General features: G+C 40.0%; 20 protein-coding genes and 4 pseudogenes. 11 read left to right on the top strand and 13 right to left on the bottom strand.

The genetic code is table 11. The features are described from left to right. Positions 1-279: 279 nt before the first annotated feature. From HUN01_RS10990 to HUN01_RS10975, 4 genes are all read right to left on the bottom strand, one after another. The gene (locus tag HUN01_RS10990) at positions 280-876 is read right to left on the bottom strand and encodes a CPBP family intramembrane glutamic endopeptidase (RefSeq protein ID WP_181931293.1); all 597 of its coding nucleotides are present in this window, start codon (positions 874-876) and stop codon (positions 280-282) included. A gap of 88 nt (positions 877-964) precedes the next feature. Beyond that, positions 965-2,032, bottom strand: a complete 1,068-nt coding sequence (locus HUN01_RS10985; RefSeq protein ID WP_181931292.1) for a DUF3326 domain-containing protein — start codon at positions 2,030-2,032, stop codon at positions 965-967. 118 nt (positions 2,033-2,150) lie between these two features. After that, positions 2,151-2,330: a hypothetical protein gene (locus HUN01_RS10980; protein ID WP_181931291.1), complete on the bottom strand. Its 180-nt coding sequence runs from the start codon at positions 2,328-2,330 to the stop codon at positions 2,151-2,153. Positions 2,331-2,477: 147 nt separating this feature from the next. Next, the gene (locus HUN01_RS10975) at positions 2,478-2,798 is read right to left on the bottom strand and encodes a 2Fe-2S iron-sulfur cluster-binding protein (RefSeq protein WP_181931290.1); all 321 of its coding nucleotides are present in this window, start codon (positions 2,796-2,798) and stop codon (positions 2,478-2,480) included. A gap of 274 nt (positions 2,799-3,072) precedes the next feature. Between HUN01_RS10975 and HUN01_RS10970 the strand changes: the two are divergent. Then, a pseudogene (locus tag HUN01_RS10970) lies at positions 3,073-3,288 on the top strand (hypothetical protein); the annotation flags it as partial. A 37-nt stretch (positions 3,289-3,325) separates the two neighbouring features. Here the strand turns inward: HUN01_RS10970 and HUN01_RS10965 are convergent. From HUN01_RS10965 to HUN01_RS10950, 4 genes and pseudogenes are all read right to left on the bottom strand, one after another. Next, positions 3,326-3,670, bottom strand: coding sequence for a DUF5615 family PIN-like protein (locus HUN01_RS10965; protein WP_181931289.1), 345 nt, complete (start codon positions 3,668-3,670; stop codon positions 3,326-3,328). Continuing rightward, positions 3,667-3,960: a DUF433 domain-containing protein gene (locus HUN01_RS10960; RefSeq protein WP_181931288.1), complete on the bottom strand. Its 294-nt coding sequence runs from the start codon at positions 3,958-3,960 to the stop codon at positions 3,667-3,669. The genes HUN01_RS10965 and HUN01_RS10960 overlap by 4 nt, the downstream gene beginning before the upstream one ends. 141 nt (positions 3,961-4,101) lie before the next feature. Then, on the bottom strand, positions 4,102-4,395 hold the full coding sequence (locus HUN01_RS10955) for a helix-turn-helix domain-containing transcriptional regulator (RefSeq protein ID WP_181931287.1): 294 nt from the start codon (positions 4,393-4,395) through the stop codon (positions 4,102-4,104). Further along, positions 4,388-4,726: pseudogene (locus HUN01_RS10950) on the bottom strand (type II toxin-antitoxin system RelE/ParE family toxin). Before HUN01_RS10950 ends, HUN01_RS10955 begins: the two are co-directional and overlap by 8 nt. 483 nt (positions 4,727-5,209) lie before the next feature. Here HUN01_RS10950 and HUN01_RS10945 point away from each other — a divergent pair. The 9 genes and pseudogenes from HUN01_RS10945 (at position 5,210) to HUN01_RS10910 (ending at position 14,807) form a co-directional block, all read left to right on the top strand. After that, entirely contained in the window at positions 5,210-5,605 is a 396-nt protein-coding gene (locus HUN01_RS10945) for a hypothetical protein (RefSeq protein ID WP_181931286.1), read from the top strand. A 213-nt stretch (positions 5,606-5,818) separates the two neighbouring features. Continuing rightward, positions 5,819-6,703 (top strand): DUF4351 domain-containing protein, encoded by an 885-nt coding sequence (locus HUN01_RS10940; RefSeq protein WP_181931285.1) that lies wholly within the window; start codon positions 5,819-5,821, stop codon positions 6,701-6,703. 12 nt (positions 6,704-6,715) lie between these two features. Continuing rightward, positions 6,716-6,958 (top strand): annotated as a pseudogene (locus HUN01_RS10935) (DUF4351 domain-containing protein); the annotation flags it as partial. A gap of 359 nt (positions 6,959-7,317) precedes the next feature. Beyond that, positions 7,318-9,978 carry a bifunctional aconitate hydratase 2/2-methylisocitrate dehydratase gene (gene acnB / locus HUN01_RS10930; RefSeq protein ID WP_181932649.1) on the top strand — a complete coding sequence of 887 codons (2,661 nt, stop codon included), beginning with the start codon at positions 7,318-7,320 and terminating at the stop codon, positions 9,976-9,978. A gap of 356 nt (positions 9,979-10,334) precedes the next feature. Further along, positions 10,335-10,625, top strand: a pseudogene (locus HUN01_RS36045) (nuclease-related domain-containing protein); the annotation flags it as partial. After that, positions 10,602-12,158, top strand: coding sequence for a UvrD-helicase domain-containing protein (locus tag HUN01_RS10925; RefSeq protein ID WP_257798598.1), 1,557 nt, complete (start codon positions 10,602-10,604; stop codon positions 12,156-12,158). The pseudogene HUN01_RS36045 and the gene HUN01_RS10925, both read left to right, overlap by 24 nt. Positions 12,159-12,339: 181 nt before the next feature. After that, positions 12,340-12,759 (top strand): endonuclease domain-containing protein, encoded by a 420-nt coding sequence (locus HUN01_RS10920; protein ID WP_181931282.1) that lies wholly within the window; start codon positions 12,340-12,342, stop codon positions 12,757-12,759. A 589-nt stretch (positions 12,760-13,348) separates the two neighbouring features. Beyond that, complete coding sequence (locus tag HUN01_RS10915; RefSeq protein ID WP_104908762.1) at positions 13,349-13,990, top strand: beta-carboxysome protein CcmP; 642 nt, start codon at positions 13,349-13,351, stop codon at positions 13,988-13,990. A 10-nt stretch (positions 13,991-14,000) separates the two neighbouring features. Then, positions 14,001-14,807: a pentapeptide repeat-containing protein gene (locus HUN01_RS10910; RefSeq protein ID WP_181931281.1), complete on the top strand. Its 807-nt coding sequence runs from the start codon at positions 14,001-14,003 to the stop codon at positions 14,805-14,807. A 567-nt stretch (positions 14,808-15,374) separates the two neighbouring features. On the opposite strand, the gene acsF is transcribed toward HUN01_RS10910, so the two are convergent. The 5 genes from acsF to HUN01_RS36360 form a co-directional block, all read right to left on the bottom strand. Further along, a complete protein-coding gene (gene acsF / locus HUN01_RS10905; protein ID WP_181931280.1) occupies positions 15,375-16,430 on the bottom strand; it encodes a magnesium-protoporphyrin IX monomethyl ester (oxidative) cyclase in 1,056 nt (351 codons plus the stop codon). A 74-nt stretch (positions 16,431-16,504) separates the two neighbouring features. Next, complete coding sequence (locus HUN01_RS10900) at positions 16,505-16,678, bottom strand: hypothetical protein (RefSeq protein WP_181931279.1); 174 nt, start codon at positions 16,676-16,678, stop codon at positions 16,505-16,507. 321 nt (positions 16,679-16,999) lie between these two features. After that, positions 17,000-17,305, bottom strand: a complete 306-nt coding sequence (locus HUN01_RS10895; RefSeq protein ID WP_069068802.1) for a hypothetical protein — start codon at positions 17,303-17,305, stop codon at positions 17,000-17,002. Positions 17,306-17,592: 287 nt separating this feature from the next. Further along, the gene (locus HUN01_RS36365) at positions 17,593-17,769 is read right to left on the bottom strand and encodes a hypothetical protein (RefSeq protein ID WP_338044541.1); all 177 of its coding nucleotides are present in this window, start codon (positions 17,767-17,769) and stop codon (positions 17,593-17,595) included. 123 nt (positions 17,770-17,892) lie between these two features. Then, positions 17,893-18,174: an adenylate/guanylate cyclase domain-containing protein gene (locus HUN01_RS36360; RefSeq protein ID WP_338044539.1), complete on the bottom strand. Its 282-nt coding sequence runs from the start codon at positions 18,172-18,174 to the stop codon at positions 17,893-17,895. 427 nt (positions 18,175-18,601) lie between these two features. Between HUN01_RS36360 and HUN01_RS10885 the strand changes: the two genes are divergently transcribed. After that, positions 18,602-19,621: a helix-turn-helix transcriptional regulator gene (locus HUN01_RS10885; RefSeq protein WP_181931278.1), complete on the top strand. Its 1,020-nt coding sequence runs from the start codon at positions 18,602-18,604 to the stop codon at positions 19,619-19,621. Positions 19,622-19,689 lie beyond the last annotated feature (68 nt).

The raw sequence follows: 19,689 nt of genomic DNA, 5'->3' as shown, positions 1-19,689 counted from the left end.
TCATGGACGTATCGAAGCATTGCAGCGCACAGTTGGCTAACTAAAAAGTAAAAAAAGTTGAACTTTTGCCCAGCTACAACAATAAGTTAGACCAGTTATCAATTTCTGATGTTATCCAATGTGACCAAATAATTACTAATTCGTAATTCGTAATTCGTAATGACGCGACGCTCCTGCGTCGCTAACGCTTCGCTATTGCGGACTCGCTACCGCTACGCTAACGTAATTCGTAATTGAAGAGGGTACAGCAGTCTTTGGAAGCGCTATATTTAGAGCCATTTATTTTTTGATTGCCGACAATTGCCACATTTTCCAGAAATAGCTAGAAGTCCAATTAGTAATAATGTGAGCGACAATCGGTACCAATAAGTTGCCCGTGACCAGGGTGCTATATGCCAATATCATCCCGACAATCGTTGCCCAAATCACATAGGGCCATTGTTGGGAACCGCTAAGATGCAAGATACCAAAGCAAAGACTGGATACAATTACAGCTGTAAAATCAGAGCCTAAAGCTGGCAGCATCACACCTCTAAATAATAATTCTTCACTCAAGCCTGGTAGCAACCCCAGCCAAATTAAGTCTGGTAAAGCTAAAGGTTTTAGTACTACTTCTAGGTAATAATCTGCACTTTTACGATAGGCAGTCCAAAGGCGATAAGTTAAGCCACTTAACGCGGTGATGAGGAATCCCAATCCTACACCTAAAAGCAACTCTCTTTGGTTCAAATCCCAAAAAAATAGAGAAAAGTTGCCAAAGTATAACGAAAGTTTGGCGACTATCAACAAAATGATTGCAGTCGCTCCCATCGCTCCAAGTACTTGGATGCGCGTCAGGTATGGAATTTCTGGCTCTTGCTTTTGTTGTTCAACCACGGGTTTTTAAGGGGAGCAGGGGGCAGGGAGCAGGGGGGCAGGGGGGCAGGGGAGCAGGGGGCAGGGGGCAGGGGAGAATAACAAACGACTAATGACTAATGACTAATGACTGCAAAGGTAATAATTTGGGGCGGAGAGCGGAGGGATTGATGCCTGCTTTGTGTGCCACTAATACACCCACTGCTTCTAAATATGAGTTTACCTGTATAGTTTTGATCCCCAACGGTTGGGGAGGAACTTTTATCAGAGTTTTATTTTCTTCTACTGTAATTATTTGGCATCGTCTTTGGCTTAAACTCAGTAAAGCACTACTACCACAAGCATTTGCAGGTGCGATCGCAGCATCCACTTCATCTACCCAAATATCTTCTTGCTGCGACCCGATTGCTCCTTTTTCTACTATAAATTGTGGGGCCCGACTTAATCCTACAAGGACGCACGGCAAAAAAGTATAGCCCAATTCTTCGGCGGCGGAACGGGGGGATAAATCAGGTTGTGGAGGTTCGCTCAAAAGGGCGGGAGAATGGGCGCAAGGAATTTGAAAGGTTCGCACTAGCAAATGGCTAATTACGGCTTCTGCACCCGCTAAAGGATCTACACCTTCACCCTGGCGGTATTTCTGTACTGCTTCCTCATCCATATCATCAGGGAAACGGGCAACAACTGCGATCGCTTCTGCCCCCGCTTTTTTAATTAATATCTCGGCTGCCCTTAACAAGCTATCTGGGTTGCCAATTGTTCCCCAACTAGCTCCCGATGCTGTAGTCCGTAATTCTACATTTAATGGGGCATCAGTAATTACATAATCTGTAAGAGTCAATCCCAGAGTTGCTCTAACTGCATCTGCTGCTTGTATATGTCGTAGCCGTAACTCTGGCTCAATTGCTTGGTCTAAAAGCAAACCTACTTTGTTGTTGCGGACTGGACGCAAACCCCAGCATCCAGAGGCGAATTTGTCAAGTCCGTAACCTTCAACATAGAAAGCGTTTGGAAGATTCCAGTATAAACTTGCACCATTAAGGACATTGGGGTGAGTAATTAGGCGATCGCAAACCTGTGATATAACTTTGGCAACAGGTAAAGCATCTCCGGCATAACCCCCAATGGCAGCCCCAACGCCTGTTGGTACGATTAAAATAGCGGTGTATGGACGCATATTGAGTTAGGAGTTATGAATCAAAAGCCATCAAATACTAACTCTTGTACAGACGCGATTCATCGCGTCTCTCTTAATCGCGTCTCTCTTAATCGCGTCTCTCTTAATCGCGTCTATCCTAACTCTGAACTGTCGTGACAACGGCCTCAACTGTAGCTTTTTGTTCGTCAGTATCCACAGAAGTAACTGCCCAACGCAGAGGTTCGCCTTGTTTCTTTAACTCTGTTTCAATTACTTCTAGTAACTCTGCGGGAGTTTCTTGTAAATCAATTTCTGCGGTAATAAAATGAGTCGTCATTTTGGTAAATCCTGTTGATTTGTAGTTTCTAGAATAGCTGATTTCATCTGCGATGAAATACTTATGTAATTTATCAGATTTAGTAATCTCAGTGAACAGTTATTCAGTTATGAATAATCATCCGATATACTGATAACTGTTCGCTGATTATTTGCCTTTGCCAAATTGTAACTGATAAACTACATCTTCCTTTTCTGTCTCCAGTTTCAAATCAGAAAGGGGTTTGGCAACACAAAGCAATACGTAACCTTGCTTTTGCAAATCTGGACTAACGCCCATACCATCAGCTTGATCCACAGTTCCCTCGCTTATTTGACCGGCGCAAGTTGTGCAGACACCTGCATTACAAGAACTCGGCAGTTCCAAACCAGCAGCTTCGGCAACTGATAAGATCGTTTCATTTTCAGGAACTTGCAAGGTATGAATTTTGCCTTGGTGATCAATTTCTACAGTGTAAATTTTGGGCATATACAAAACAAGCGTGATGCAACGGACAAATTTATTAGTTTATCTGAATTAGTTAAAAATATCCAGATATTACTATAAAAATTTAGGTAAAAGATTGATAATTATAGCAACTAATTCTGAATAAGTTATAGATTAGTAACATTATTTACTATACAATACACCAATGAATTAGTTAAATTTGCTTACTATGAATATGCGCGTAGGCGTAGCCCGCCGTAGGCATCGCGTTTCTTTAGAGACTGTATCTGTAAGTCTGCCTTTTGGCATTGGTTCGATGTCTTGGAAAGTTGACACCACACAAAAGAAGGCGGCTTGGTCGCTTTATGTAGAATTGGTGACGCGCATTGCTGTACAACCTTTGTCAGTTGACCAGGGTTTGGTACGAGAAGCGATGAACTCTCTTTATAGTTTATTTGGTACAACCCGCGAAGTTCTCAAAGCCGCCGGGCCGGATGTGGGTGCTTCTCGTGATTCAGTGGGGGGAATTGCGTTTTGGGCGAGGCATGAAAACTCATAGCATTACTGCGCTAAATATACAATAATTGATTAGCAATTTCATCTGCTGTCAAAGTATCAAGAAGGATAGCAACCCTCTCAGCAATTTCATAGGTATTTCTACGTTTAGCAATAAAAATCCCTGCATGAGTTTGACTATTAACTACATAATTTGTGTGTAATTCCTCAAAATCAAGTCGGTTATGAGTTAAAATGCAATGCCCAATGGATACAGCAAAAGCTAGTTGTGTTTGATCTGGTTCTCCTAACATTTGCTGTTCTCGTACTGTCGTTGCATCAAAACCTCTTGCTAAGAGTAAAGTAGCCACAAGAACATCTACATCTTCATCAATATAAACTTGAGCAAAAATCGTCATTTTTGATTTAATCTTGCTTTAATAGCTGGATGGACTAATTCATCAGGGACATGATTACGCTCGATATATTCATTGATTTCTGCTTGATTATCTAAGTAAAAACTCAAAGCATCAAAGACTTGCGCTAAAGTTAAATGAGGTAAGTGTAGCGGGATTTCTTCTGGTCTAATACCTAAACGCCAATTTTCAACAATTGCTCTCACAGGCGTTCTAGTTCCCTTAATAATTGGTTCACCTGATAAAATATCAGGCTGTCGGGTAACATAGCGAGAGTTTGTTGTAGTTGTCATACTGATGCAATTTTTAGCAGTATTTTTGTTAATATATCACAGACTAAATTGAATGCGATGCCTAGTTTGGGTTACACCTACGCATTTTAATTGTAAACACTGAGGAGCGATCGCCATTATTCAATAGTAAAAAAACTTGAATTATGGCTTCACTGTTACTGCAAAATGTAACCCTAAGTTATCCAACAAAGAATTTAGACTGTAAAACTCAATTTCGCCTTTATCTGATAGCATTTGGTCAAGTTTATTGTAGAGTTCCTTGACTTGAGCAGCAAGCTGATCAACTCCACCATGCGCTTCTATGACATTTTTCAGCGCCTTACTCAACATTTTTGGGTCGCCTTCTTCTAAAACAACTTCAATATAAGCTGCGGCTTCTAGTGGATTTTTTAAGTCTTGAATCAGCTTTTCATGATAGCTTGTACTTTTAGGCATAATCTCTACTCCTGTAGTCTTCCCAATATTCCTTTGCTTTGGCAATATCCTTTTCTTGAGTGCTTTTATCACCACCACACAAAAGAATAACAACTGTTGAGCCTTGCTGTCCAAAGTATATGCGATAGCCAGAACTGTAATCTATTCTCAGTTCAAAAACTCCATTACCAACTGATTTACAATCACCTAAATTACCTGCTTATACTCGGTCGAGCCTTGCTCTAATTTTAGCTTTTGCTTTTATATCGCGCAAAGAGTCAAACCACTCAGAGAAAGGATTTATACCATTAACGCTTAAATAACTCCTGATCTCCTTTGGTGAAACTTCCATCTTGAAATTTTTTCCAACTCTGCGATCGCTGTAAATCAACAATATACACTATGTATCGATGATTGCACTCACAAACAAACTTTGGTCATCAATGTTACAACGTTAAGCGTTAAGGTTATAACATTAAGTCTTAAGGTTACAACATTAAGTCTTAAAGCTAGAACATTAAGTCTTAAGGTTACAACATTAAGCCTTAGAGCTAGAACATTAAGCCTTAAGGTTGCAACATTAAGCCTTAAAGTTAAAGCGATCGCTGTTGACATAGAATATAGACCATTTGTAGGGGCACGGCAATACTGTGCCCTATTGTCTATTGCTTAAACATAATATTATTTTGCTGAAAATCAACCTTTGATGATTAAATTCCGAGAAATCACGGACATAAATAAAAACTTTTACTAAAAAAAATGCGTTTTTTGCTGAACCAAAATCCAGGCTAATTGAGACAGAATAGCTCTGTAAAGCTGTTAAAAGCGTAAATTTATGCCTCGAAGAAAACGTAGTTCCCGGATTCTAGAAAAAGCTGAGTTTAGAGTTGCCGGACTGAAAGCTATCGATCCAAATATCAATTTTGATGATACTTGCAACTTGCAAAATCTGAATCAATTAATAGACAATTTTCATAATATGCTTGATGATTATAACGCTGCTATAGCTATGATTGACTCTTCTAGAAAAAAGCTGGATGAGATGGAAAAAGCCTTAAGTCAGGTTTCAGACAAAATGCTGATGGGGGTTGGTTTCAAGTACGGCAAAAACAGTAATGAATATGAACTTGCAGGTGGCGTTCGAGACAGCGAACGTATCCGCAAAAGCAGATTGACACGCTTGAAATCTAACACAGATAAAACATCAGATGAAAATGCAATAACCGCCTAGTACCGCAAAGCGGAAGTCAAAAGTCAAAAGGCTTATAAAATCTGCTTTTAACTTTTTTAGAATGGTATCTGTAAAAATTTAAGGTGTCCAGCAGATCCCCGACTTCTTTGAGAAGTCGGGGATCTATTTCATTCTATTTCATCGCGAATGATTCAGGGCTGCTATATAATAAGACTTTGCATTAACCCAAATTTTCCGAAATCTTAAAATTGAATGACCAGGTTTATCCATGATAAATTCGCCAAAGACTATCTAGAAGAACTACTAAAAGATTACGGAGAAGTCAAGGCATCAGAAAAAGTCTCAGGAGAGATTAAAGAAATAGATGTTTTATTCACTCCTGCCAAACAGCAAAACTCTAATATAGAAATACTGGGTTTGCTAGGAAGATTTGCTCAACAGCCTGCAATAATAGAACCATACCGCAATCCAGCTTCTACCGATGAAATCTGCGACTGTATTCTCAAATTATTAGAAATCAAGGCTCTCCTACGACGAGAAGCTAAGGCAAATAAAACCAAACTTCAGGATTCAGAAATTCCCAAATTGTGGGTTCTTACACCAACCATATCTAAAACTAGATTGTCTAGCTTTGGAACTATGCAAAAAACAGGTTGGTTATCAGGAGTGCATTTTCTGCCAGATGCCTTGCGAACAGGAATTGTAGCAATACACCAACTACCGCAAATACCAGAGACATTATGGTTGAGGCTTTTAGGTAGGGGAAGTGTGCAGTCACAAGCGATTATCGAGTTGCAAGCGTTACCATTAGATCATCCATACCAAAAAGAAACTCTTGAATTAGTTTACAACTTGCGCGAAAACTTGAGAGTAAATCAAGAATTAGAAGCAGATGATAGGGAGTTAATTATGCGATTAGAGCCACTTTATCAAAGAGACAGAGAACAAGCTATACAGTCAGGAGAACAACGTCTAGTTCTACGCTTACTCAATCGCCGTATTGGTGAGATTGATACGTCATTAATCGAGCGAATTCAAGGCTTATCGCTTGAACAATTAGAGAATTTAGGAGAGGCATTGCTAGATTTTTCTAGTGTTGCTGATTTAGAAACTTGGTTAAACCAACAATCAATCTAATTCATTTCGATTAATAAAGAGTTAATTATGCGATTAGAACCACTTTATCAAAGAGACAGAGAACAAGCTGTACAGTCAGGAGAACAACGTTTAATTACACGTCAACTCAATCGCCGTATTGGTGAGATTGATACGTTATTAATCGAGCAAATTCAAGGTTTATCGATTGAACAATTAGAGAATTTAGGAGAAGCATTGCTAGACTTTTCTAGTGTTGCTGATTTAGAAACTTGGTTAAACCAACAATCAATCTAATTTATTATTACTACACCTGGCGACTAGAAATCGCGGCTATACAGACTTGTGTTGAGCATCTCGACTTCGCTCGATGGAGCCGGAGTCGAAATACGAAACCCACACTTCGACAAGCTCAGTGACCGCCTCCGTGGGTTAAAAATTCTTGATTTACTCTTAGTCCACGGAAGTGGACTTTGTTTGTGTAGTAGCGAATTCCATTCGCCCAATACTTTTTAAACTTTCAGTATAAAAAAGCTTGCTAATAACCGATTACCAGTAAGGCTTTCATCAGAAAAGTAAGCTAAACTTTTATAGCCGAGTATTGCCTAAAAATATTTCATAATTGAAGGGAGAAAATCCCAATGGAGAACATAAAAATGCTAGAACAATATCGTAAACACGTTGCCGAAAGAGCAGCACTCGGTATTCCCCCTTTACCATTGGATGCGAAGCAAACCTCAGAATTATGTGAATTACTGAAAAATCCGCCAAAGGGTCAAGAGGAGATATTATTACATTTATTGAGCGATCGCGTTTCTCCTGGTGTTGATCCAGCAGCTTATGTCAAAGCCGGATTTCTCACCGCCATTGCCAAGGAAGAAATCACCAGTCCGTTGATTGCGCCCATCGAAGCAGTGCAATTGCTGGGCACAATGATTGGTGGTTACAACGTGCAATCTTTAATCGATTTGCTGCAATTGCCCACCGTATCCGTCTCCGACTCATCTGAAACGCCTCTAGTAATGGGTGGACAAGGAAAGGAACCCATCGCCGCTTATGCTGCCAACGCCTTAAGCAAAATCCTTTTGGTGTATGATGCCTTCCACGATATTTTAGAGTTGTCTAAAACCAATCCTTTCGCCAAGCAGGTGATTGACTCCTGGGCGGAAGCTGAATGGTTTACCATGCGCCCCACTGTACCAGAAGCAATTACTGTCACCGTTTTTAAAGTTCCTGGCGAAACCAATACCGACGACTTATCACCCGCCCAAAGTGCCACAACTCGCCCAGATATTCCCTTACACGCCTTAGTAATGTTAGAGTCACGGCAACCTGGAAGCTTACAAACCATTGCCGAATTGAAGAAAAAAGGGCATCCTGTAGCTTACGTTGGGGATGTAGTTGGTACAGGTTCTTCGCGTAAATCTGCAATTAACTCAGTACTGTGGCATACAGGAAATGATATACCTTTTGTGCCAAACAAACGCGCTGGGGGTTATGTTTTAGGTGGTGCGATCGCGCCAATCTTCTTTAACACAGCAGAAGATGCCGGTGCTTTGCCTATTCAGTGCGATGTCACCAAACTCGAAACCGGCATGGTAATTACCATCCATCCCTACAAAGGCGAAATTACCAACGAAACAGGCGAAGTCATTTCCACCTTTGACCTTAAACCTGATACCATCCTCGATGAAGTCCGCGCAGGTGGACGCATCCCCCTACTTATCGGACGTACCCTCACCGACAAAACTCGTCTTGCACTTGGTTTAGAACCCAGCACCGTTTTCACCCGTCCCCAACAAGCCTTTGATACAGGTAAAGGCTACACCCTAGCACAAAAAATGGTAGGTAAAGCTTGTGGATTACCTGGTGTCCGTCCCGGCACATCCTGCGAACCCATCATTACTACCGTTGGTTCTCAAGATACCACAGGCCCCATGACCCGCGACGAATTGAAAGAACTCGCTTGTCTTGGTTTCAGTGCAGACTTAGTAATCCAAAGTTTCTGTCACACAGCAGCTTATCCCAAACCAGTAGATATCCAAACCCATCACGAACTCCCCGATTTCTTTGCATCTCGTGGTGGCGTCGCCCTTCGTCCCGGTGATGGTATCATCCACTCTTGGTTAAACCGGATGCTGTTACCCGACACCGTGGGAACTGGCGGCGACTCTCACACCCGCTTTCCCTTGGGTATTTCCTTCCCCGCTGGTTCTGGATTAGTAGCCTTTGCAGCCGCCTTGGGTGTCATGCCTTTAGATATGCCAGAGTCAGTTTTGGTAAGATTCAAAGGAGAATTGCAACCAGGTATCACCCTGCGGGATGTCGTGAATGCCATACCCTACGTAGCAATTCAAAAAGGTTTGCTGACAGCAGAGAAGCAGAATAAGAAAAACATCTTCTCCGGGCGAATTCTGGAAATAGAAGGTTTGCCAGATTTAAAAGTTGAACAAGCCTTTGAACTCACCGATGCTAGCGCCGAACGTTCTTGTGCCGGATGCACAATTAAATTGAGTGTAGAGACAATTTCTGAATATCTGCGTTCTAACGTAGCATTGCTGAAAAATATGATAGCACGGGGCTATCATGATCCGCGTACTATGTTGCGCCGTGTGGCAAAGATGGAAGAATGGTTAGCAAATCCCGTGTTATTAGAAGGCGATGCCGATGCGGAGTATGCCGAAATAATTGAAATTGATTTAAACGAAATCAAAGAACCAATTGTTGCTGCTCCCAATGACCCCGATAATGTTAAGTTATTATCGGAAGTTGCTAATGATCCAGTACAAGAAGTATTTGTCGGTTCTTGTATGACAAATATCGGTCATTATCGGGCAACAGCGAAAGTTTTGGAAGGCGCAGGTGAAGTAAAAACTCGCCTGTGGATAGCGCCACCAACCCGCATGGATGAACACCAATTAAAAGAAGAAGGTGTATACAGCGTTTTTGGGGCTGCGGGTGCTAGAACAGAAATGCCAGGATGCAGTTTGTGCATGGGTAATCAGGCGCGAGTTGCTGATGGCACAACAGTGTTTTCTACCTCTACCCGCAACTTCAATAATCGCATGGGTAAAGATGCGCGAGTATATCTTGGTTCAGCAGAATTAGCCGCAGTTTGTGCCCTGCTGGGACGGCTTCCGACAGTGCAGGAATATTTGGATATTGTGGCGAGTAGAATTGAGCCTTTTGCCGATGATTTGTATCGGTATTTGAACTTTGATCAAATTGCCGGTTTTGAGGATGAAGGGCGCGTGATTGCGTTGGAAGATATGCCAAGGCTTGAGGATATTTTGGGTATGCCTACGGCGGCAAGATAGTAAGAACTGTTATTGGCTTTAGCCTGGAGCGTTGCGAACTAAGCCCACACCTGTGGGCTTTTGTAATTTAATATAGTATTTTTTAGGGATTACTACTGAGGTCATTGCTTGAGAATGAATAATACAGCGCTTACCGCTATTATGCAATACAGTTTTTCTTCTTGCCCCTCTCCTAGCATAGTTTTCAGCTTTGAGGATGATGTACCTCATAGCTGCCGGAAGTGCTGTAATGTGAGTTTATGTCTAAATGAATAAAGCAATTTCCTACTCTTTATCAAAGAATAAAAAATGTCAATACTATTACCTTCTGAAGAAAATATTACACGGTTAAAGGTTCAACCGACCAAGGGAGAAAAGCATTTACTAGATTTCTTAAAAATCTTCTTCCAAATAATTATGAAATATACTCTCAACCCTTTTTAAATGGAGATAAGCCAGATTTTATTATCATGCGAGAGAATTACCGAGTGATGATAATAGAAGTTAAAGACTGGGATTTAGAATCTTACTACATAGATAATAATAAAAAATGGAGATTAAAGCACAACGATGCAATTATAAAATCTCCTATTGCTCAAGTAAAAACTTACAAAGACAATTTATATAATTTACACATTGAGAACTTGTTAGAGAATAAAATAGATAATCAAAAGTTTTTTGGAATTGTTTCTTGTGCGGTTTACTTCCATAATGCAAACCAAGAGAAATTAAACGATTTTTTATCAAATTCTTTATCAGATAATGACAACAGATATGTAAAAGCATTTGGAAATGACTCTATTAATATTGAAAAATTTAGAGTAATACTTAGTGAACAAGGGCTTTATAGACCATCACCACTTTTTAATGATACTATTTATAAGAGTTTCAGGCGCTTCCTTCAACCACCACTTCATACTTTAGAAGAAGGTATACCAATTCCCTTTAATCCACAACAGAAAAAATTAGTTAAGAGTGAGGTTACTCTTGGAGGTCGAAAAATTAAAGGAGTAGCTGGTTCTGGTAAAACGCAGATATTGGCACAAAGAGCAGTAAATGCTCATAAAAGAACTAACAGCAAAGTTTTAATTTTGACTTATAATATAACTCTTAAAAACTATATTCATGATAAAATTAGTGATGTGAGAGAAGAGTTTAATTGGGATAATTTTTATATAACTAATTATCACAATTTTTTAACAGCAGAATTTAATAATTTAGGACTAGAAATTAAAATACCACAAGATTTTGAGAACTGGACTAGTGAGGAGAAATCAGAGTATTTTGAAAAAAAATATTACTCTAATGAAAATATTTTTGAAGATGTAAAAGAGAAAATACAGAAGTATCAGGTAATTTTAATAGATGAACTTCAAGACTATAAGGAAGAATGGCAGAGAATCATAAGAAAATATTTTTGGGATGAAGGTGGAGAATATGTAGTGTTTGGTGATGTTAAGCAAAATATTTATGATAGACCATTAGATGAAGATAAAGGTTTTAAAGCAGTAGGTATACGTGGTGATTGGAATGAACTAACGCAATCATTTAGACTTACAACGAAGATAGCAAATATAGCTTTAAAGTTTCAAAAAGATTTTTTTAATGATAAATATGAGGTAGATAAACTTATTAAAGTTAATTCTCAGGGGAGTCTTTTCGATCTAGAAGAGTATTTTCAATATCTTTACTATGATAAATTAACAAATATAAAAAATATAGTTGATGATATCTATTCTCTAATATTTCAATTAAATAAGCATCCTAATGATATCTGCTTTTTATCACCGCAATTAGAAATACTCAAAGAAGTAGATTATTTAATCAGAAATTATAAACATGAAAATACTCAGACAATATTTGAAACGAAAGAAATGTATGAAAAGTTACAAAGCCAAAGCAAAAATCCTGAAAGTGATATAAAGAAACTTAGAGAAAACAAAAAATTAAATTTTTGGATGAATCCGGGAAATGTCAAGTTATCTACCATACATAGTTTTAAAGGTTGGGAGATAAATACACTTTTTCTTATTATTGAAGCTGGTGTTAATGATACCAGTGAACAAGAAATTTCGATAGATGAGTTGATATATACAGGAATTACAAGATGTAGACATAATCTCATAATAATTAATATTGGTAATTCTCGATATCACAGTTTCTTTAAAGAACTGATTGAGGATGATTTTTTGAAAACTTGAAAACTCGTCAAGATTATGAAATGCGATCGCACCTCCGCACTTTACACACAGACCTAACCCCCCAACCCCCTTCCCTTGTAGGGAAGGGGGAGAAATCCGGCTCCCCTCTCCGCTTCGGAGAGGGGCTGGGGGAGAGGTCAATCATAATCTAAAACTAAACACCTATTTTCACACTTTATAAATGAATAATCCAACACCCGAAGAACCCTATCCACCGAAAAAAGAGGGAACTCGCAATATTGTAATCGGCTACAAAGCAGACTTAGTTAAAGTGCAACGTGCCAAAGAACTTCGTCAGCAAATGACACCAGAAGAAAAAATACTTTGGCAACATCTTCGTGCTAATCGCCTGAATGGTTTTCACTTTCGCCGTCAACAGATTATCAATGGCTTTATCGCAGATTTCTACTGTCACTCAACTGCATTAGTGATAGAAGTAGATGGCAAAATTCATGAACAACAAGCCGAATATGATGCAGAACGGGACAAAGTTTTGTTAGCTAGGGGACTGCGTTTGTTGCGAATTAAAAATGAAGAAGTGAGACACGAACTTGATAAAGTCTTGATGCGTATTTCCACAGCTTGTTCTCAAGAGACCTAACCCCCCAACCCCCTTCCCTACGAGGGAAGGGGGAGAAATCTAGCTCCCCTCTCCGCTTCGGAGAGGGGTTGGGGGAGAGGTCAATAATGCATCTTTGTCAGATACATACATCATGTAATATCTGGGAATTTCGTTTTTGAAACTTCTCCTAAATACTTTCACTAGAAAACTTTAGTATTATCTGCCTTTCAACGCTTTTGGTGGTTAGCATAGGCATCGCCTATTTATTTCTATTTCTTAATTCCATTTTCTGCGTATTTTGTCAATACCCAAGTCCTGAATTTATTTATTTGTTGGAAGTCCCTTACCCAATAGTCAATTTGGGGTTAAAACTGGGGTAATGTAAAAGGGTCAGGGTGTTTACAAAGCAGCTGTGTTGAATAAAAATTATGTTGTCCGATCAAAGCAGATTTTATCCCATGACGACGAGGGTCTTCTGAATAAGCATAGGCTTCTATGAATTGCGATTTGATACACGGGTGTATATCCGTTAAACGGAATTTGCGCTCCTTAATACCATATATTGTCAAGTTAAGCGCTTATATCTTGCAATAGATAACTTTTACCCTCACGACTGGAGAGCAAAATCTTGGGAATAGAATTACGCAGTTTCGTATTTCTCGACAACCTGCAACCTCAACATGCAGCATATATGGGAACAGTAGCCCAAGGCTTCTTACCATTACCAGGAGATACATCACTGTGGATTGAAATCTCTCCTGGTATCGAAATTAATAAGATTACGGATATAGCCCTGAAATCTGCCTCTGTCCGTCCAGGAGTACAGGTAGTTGAACGACTCTACGGACTATTAGAAGTTCATTCTAGCTCCCAAGGCGAAACACGAGCTGCTGGTCAAGCTATTTTGGCGGCACTGGGAGTCAAAAGAGAGGAATGTCTGAAACCGCGGGTTATTTCTAGTCAGATTATCCGCAACATCGATGCTTATCAAACACAACTGATTAATCGCACGCGCCGGGGACAGCTACTACTAGCAGGTCAAACACTATATGTATTAGAAGTGGAACCTGCTGCTTATGCCGCACTGGCTGCCAATGAAGCGGAGAAAGCAGCGAGGATTAACATTCTTGAAGTTCAAGCTGTAGGTAGCTTTGGACGGCTTTACTTAGGTGGACAAGAACAGGATATTCTAGCAGGGGCGGCGGGAGCATTAACGGCCATTGAAAGTGTCGCTGGCCGGGTAAATTCTCTGGGTGGGCGTCAGGAGTAAAGGAGAGAAAATGGCAAATCGAGAGCATCTAACTTTACTCAAAGCAGGTGCAGTTACATGGATTGAGTGGAGAAAGAAAAATCCCCAGATTGAACCAGACCTCAGCAGCGCGAATCTGCAAGGCGATAATCTTAGAGGCGCAAACCTCCAAGGGGTAAACTTGAGAAAAGTGGATTTGAGTAATGCTTTACTGGTGCGAGCAAACCTCAGTGGTGCTGACCTCAGTAGTGCCAACCTCTACAAAGCCTTTTTAATTGAAGCTAACCTGAGTGCGGCTAACTTCAGTGTTGCTAACTTGAGTGGTGCTGTACTTACGCAGGCAGATTTGAGTCATGCCAATCTGATTGGAGCCGATTTGAGTCAGGTGGATCTTAGAGGTGCTGCGATCGCATATGCTAATCTGATTGGCACTGACTTAAGAGGCGCTAACTTGAAAGATGCCGATTTAGGTTCAGCAAAGCTGATGCGGACTAACCTCTCTTTTGCCAACCTCATTGAAGCTAACTTGATTGCAGCAGACCTCAGCGAAGCGAGTTTGTATGAGACGGAAATGTTGGGTGCTTATCTTTACAAAGCTGACCTTTACAAAGCTAATCTGAACAAGGCTCACCTCAGTGGTGCATACCTGTTGCGGGCTAACCTTAGTGAAGCTGACTTGAGTCAAGCAGACTTGAGTTGGACTAACCTCAGAAGCGCAAATTTAGCAGGGGCAAATCTCAGAGGAGCTAACCTTAGAGGAGCCGACATTAGGGAAGCTAACCTTAGCGGTGTAAATCTTCAGGAAGCAATTATGCCTGACGCTTCAAGGCACAATTAGTTTACAGCCGACATTTTGCAACTCAGACTGTCACAATCAGTTTTTTGGGATTTTTATGATTGTAGTTAAAGATCCCAGCCAAAACTTACTGCATTTAGAGGTTATTTGAAAAGTCTAATTTATTACTCATCGGGCGACTAGAAGTCGCGGCTATACAGGCAAAATGCACCGAACTGGGTTAAAAACTCTTGATTTTGTATTAGTCCACGGAGGTGGACAATGCTAGTGTAGTAGCGAATTCTATTCGCCCAATACTTTTCAAACATCCTCTTAAACTGAACGAAACCTCATCTATGTTGAAACCTAGAGTTTTTTAAAAGATATATTTATGTAGGTTGGGTGGAGTGAAACGCAACCCAACATTACCACCAAATTTTATGTTGGGTTACGCTATCGCTGCACCCAACCTACAAAACTACGGTTCTCAAGGTAGACGAGGTTTAATAAATATCTGGTGAAAATTAATTCTGCATTCCTCGAAATCCTTGGTAGGGACAATTCATGTAGACGCGGAGCGGCTTTCCGCATGGTATTGTCCCTACACTCATTTTTGGAGATGCCTAATAGCTAACGAACCGTTCCCCGCAATACTTCAGTATCAATGGGTTTGATCAGATAAACTAACAGCAGATTCCAAACAATTGCTGCAATCAAAGGTAGTTTGCGAATTAGCTTCACAACTTTCGGCGCAGAACTGCTCTCAATCTCTGCAATTTTCAAGTTGTAACCTGCACAGCGTTGCAGCCGTGGGAAAAACTTGGGGTGTTCAGTATTCAGCATCACCGGAAAAGCCCGTCCCGCAGTTTCATTGGTGTTGCGGACAACTTGGAAATCAAATTCTGTGGCATCAAGTCCCAGTGATTTGTAGAACCCGGAACGTTCATGAACTGTCAAGGTGTGGGTAGCAAATACTGAGAGTAAGAAAAACCGACTCCACAGCCTAGATTTCCAGGTGTTCCAAAGTTGCGGTTGAGAACGCAATAATGCTTTGAATATATCTCCGTGACGGTTTTCGTCCTGACACCAACTCTCAAAATAACGGAAGATGGGGTAAAACTCGTTTTCTGGGTGCTTTTCTAGATGTCTGAAAATAATAATGTAACGCCAGTAGCCGATTTTTTCTGAGAGGTAAACGGTGTAAAGTACCCACTCAATCGGGAAAAACGTATAGGTACGGGTTTTAGTAACAGTGGCTAAATCCAGGGAGACTTTAAAATCGCCCATTGCTTTGTTGAGAAATCCGGCGTGGCGAGCTTCATCACGCGCCATCAGTTGAAATATTTCCGCTAGCACTGGACTGCGATTTTTCAGCTTGCGGGATAATTCCTTGAATAGCAAGAAGCCAGAAAACTCAGAAATGCAAGAACGTTCCAAATACTCGATAAACGCCTGCCTTGCTTCACCACCAATGTGTTCCCAAGAATGCTCAAAGGCTTCATCACGAACAAAATGGTGGCGGTTGTAGTCTGTCCGCATTTCTGTCAACATCGCCTGCAACTCTGTTTCTTGGGCAGACAAATCCAGCTTGGCTGCGGTTTCAAAATCTGTAGTATAAAACCGGGGAGTGAGTACCGTTTCTTTACTGGGGGTTTTAATTTCTGGCTTGGGTAGAGTGTTAACCATGAGTGATGAGGCGATAAGTTAATAGTTCTATAACTATAAAGTTATGATAAATGTGATTATTTGGCTAGCCCTCTTCACAATCCTTTAGTAAACTCGGAATTTCTAAATTCTTCTTCAATCATAATTCTTTCCTCCTGCCTCCTAGCTTGAAAGTGCTGTACATGGATAGCGGGGCGTTGAGCCAGTGCTGAGTAAAAATACCAGTCTCCAATCCCTCTTTCATCCAAGGCTTTTGAAACTCGTTTCATCGGGACTGCCTTTTTCATAACACGGATACTAGCCGCGAAAGTGTAAAGGGAAAACCTTTGAAGGCTAGGGTTTAGATATTTTATTAAGTTTTTAAATTTCCCTATCTAAATCCAGTATATAGATATACAGACATATACTAATATTTGCTTAACCTTACTCAAAGTTTCAGAGGTTTTAATCTGGGGAGTCATTCCGATAATTCTCTGCAAGAGTCTAGAAATCACACAATATTGCTTTAATCTGATCAAATCACAGTAGTCTAAATAAAAATCCCCGCCACAGTGGACAGGGATAGTAGTTTTTAGCTAAGACTTGTCTTGTTAGCTAACAAAATCTTTGTGAGCAGTGACAAGCATCTGAGCTTGCCTTAACACGTTTCCGAATAAATAAATAGGAATCTGCCAAGCTGCAACGGTAACTTCTTTGACAATATCCTGTACACTAATTGCGATTAATTCATGTTCTGGTGGCTCTCCCTCAACTGCACCAGACCAAGTAAAAGCTAATAAGAAATCATCGTCTCCAGGTAAGGATGCAATCAAGCATTCTTCTGGTGTTGGCTGGCAAATAATTCCATGATCGTTTGCAAGTTCTACTAGTCTTTGAAAGTTGTTTACGTTCGTCATTTGTCCTTGGGATGTAATGTAATCTCAGTTTTAGAAAAAATCATATTTTTATCTCCAGAACTCAAGTTAGTTGCTCTATAGCATATATTACGAATTATTAATTATTCGGTCAGAGTTAGGAGTTATTGGAGTTGAATCAGGCTTAAGTCCAAAATCTTACCGCGATCGCCTGGTTCTATCAGCAACAATTGTTACTGTTTTAAAAAAAGCTAGAGTACCTACTTTTTCGGTTTACCCTATTGACATACACCTCCTTTCTTTACCATTCCAATATTGATGCCCTAATTTCACCCAGGCTGAAGCAGTGCATTTAGAATTGCAATCACTTTTGGGGGAATAGCTGTAAACCGAAGCAGAAAAAGATGCTCGTCAACATTAGATTGTTGAATCACCTTGGCATAGATATGTTCTTCTTCTGTAGCCATTTCTGCATCAATCAATAGCTTGAGTTTGAGATTACTCAAGAGTTATAAAGAATGTGGCGATCGCAATTTCGCCCCTTTTTCTGAGAGACAAATCAATGCTCCCAGAAATATTTTTCCCACTGCATGTTTTTCCTGCAAAATAGTGTATTCCACAGGTATTTATTAATTGAGAATGACCATTTCTTCATCATCTTCAGGCAAGGATAAATTATATTGACCACCAATGCCACGAATTTCACAAATTGTCACAGGGTGTTTTATCCCCTTGGGTTCTATTTGTAGTTGCCCAGCAATTTGGAGGTCAATATTAGCATCCTTACAGCTATTTTCGGAAATTAAAATCTGTCCTCCCACGGTATAAGACTCAATTCTGGCAGCCAAATTAACATGACTGCCAATAACTGTATATTGAGCGCGTTTTTGAGAACCAACATTTCCCGCCACAGCCTACAAAATATAGAGATGGTTTAATCCATTTCATATTGATAATGCCTGGGTTCTAGATTATTCAGGTGAATAAATAAAGTATTCCCAAAAGCAAGATCAGATTTTGCACGTAGAAATAATTACAAAAAATTGGATAGTTTCGGATTTAGCAGCACGACAAGCGACTTGATACACAGTTACTTTTCTTACAGTAAATTTCGTGCAACAATTAAGAATCTTTCTTATTTAAAGATATAGCCAGTTAGGGTACTGACTGTTGGAGCGTTAGCTATGCTCTCTGCGAGACGCTACGCGAACGCCTGACTTGTCAATTTTCACTGAGCATTGCATCCAGTATTTAGGTGTTCCCTTTCGGATAACTTGAAAAAGCGCTTTAGTTTCAATCATATATCAGCTTGATAATGACAGTAATTATTATTAAACTATGACAAAAATTCTTACAGATACAGATTGGCAAGAATTATGGGCAGAAAGTGAGCAAAATGGTCACGCTTCTTTTCAATCAAAGGGTTTTGAAACTATCCGTAAAGGGAAACTTCTAGATGTCTCTCATACCTATGAGTGCTGGTCAGAATTACGTAATGGACTATCTATTTCAATACATCAGGAAGAGTTTATTGATGATCTTGTGTGGGTTAGAGATATTTTTGATAAATCTCAATTTGGCTTGAGTTTTTTCCTCTCAGGAAAAGTGAGAATTGAACGCCACGGTTTAACTGACAAGACAGACGAAATAGTAGGCAGATATTATTCAGAATGTAACTGTGACATCAAAGAAACTGAATGGTGGAAAGCTGGTGAGAAGTTTTCACGAATTTATCTGAAAATTGAACCGCAGGAATTTTTTCAAAGTTTTGGTGAAGAAGAATTAGAACAGATACCAATTTCCCTGCGCCAAGCAGTGATGAATGGTAAGGTACAGCCTTACTACCAGCAAGGGGAAATCACACAGCAAATGTGGAAAGTCTTATGTAATATCCTCAAGTGTCCCTATCAAGGCTTGATGAAGCGAATGTATTTGGAAAGTCAAGCAATAGAATTGATTACGCTTCATTTTCAGCAAATTCAGGAGCAGGAGATACGTAATCATAGCTTTCCAGGGAAGAATTTGAGAGATGTTGAGAGAATTTACCAAGCTAAAGAAATTTTGTTGGGTAATCTAGAAAATCCACCCAGCCTGATAGACTTAGCACGACAAGTAGGGATAAATGAATTTAAATTGAAGCGTGGGTTTCGTCAAGTTTTCGGGACATCTGCGTTCAAATATTTGCACAACTATCGCCTGGAAAAAGCGAAACAACTTTTAGCATTAGGAGATATGAAGATTGAAGAAGTAGCATTTAGGGTAGGTTTTGACAGTCGCAGTTACTTTGCTTTAGCTTTTCGCAAAAAATTTGGATTGAATCCCAAACAATACTTTCAACATCATCACAAATCCCTCTAGCGTTCAGAAAAAATCCCTCTAGCGTTCAAAAAAAATCCCTCTAGCGTTCAAATTAGAAATCTGAATCC

Source organism: Nostoc edaphicum CCNP1411, assembly GCF_014023275.1.
Lineage (GTDB): Bacteria > Cyanobacteriota > Cyanobacteriia > Cyanobacteriales > Nostocaceae > Nostoc > Nostoc edaphicum_A.
The sequence above is the reverse complement of the archived record's forward strand: the minus strand, read 5'-3'. Positions and strand labels throughout refer to the sequence as shown.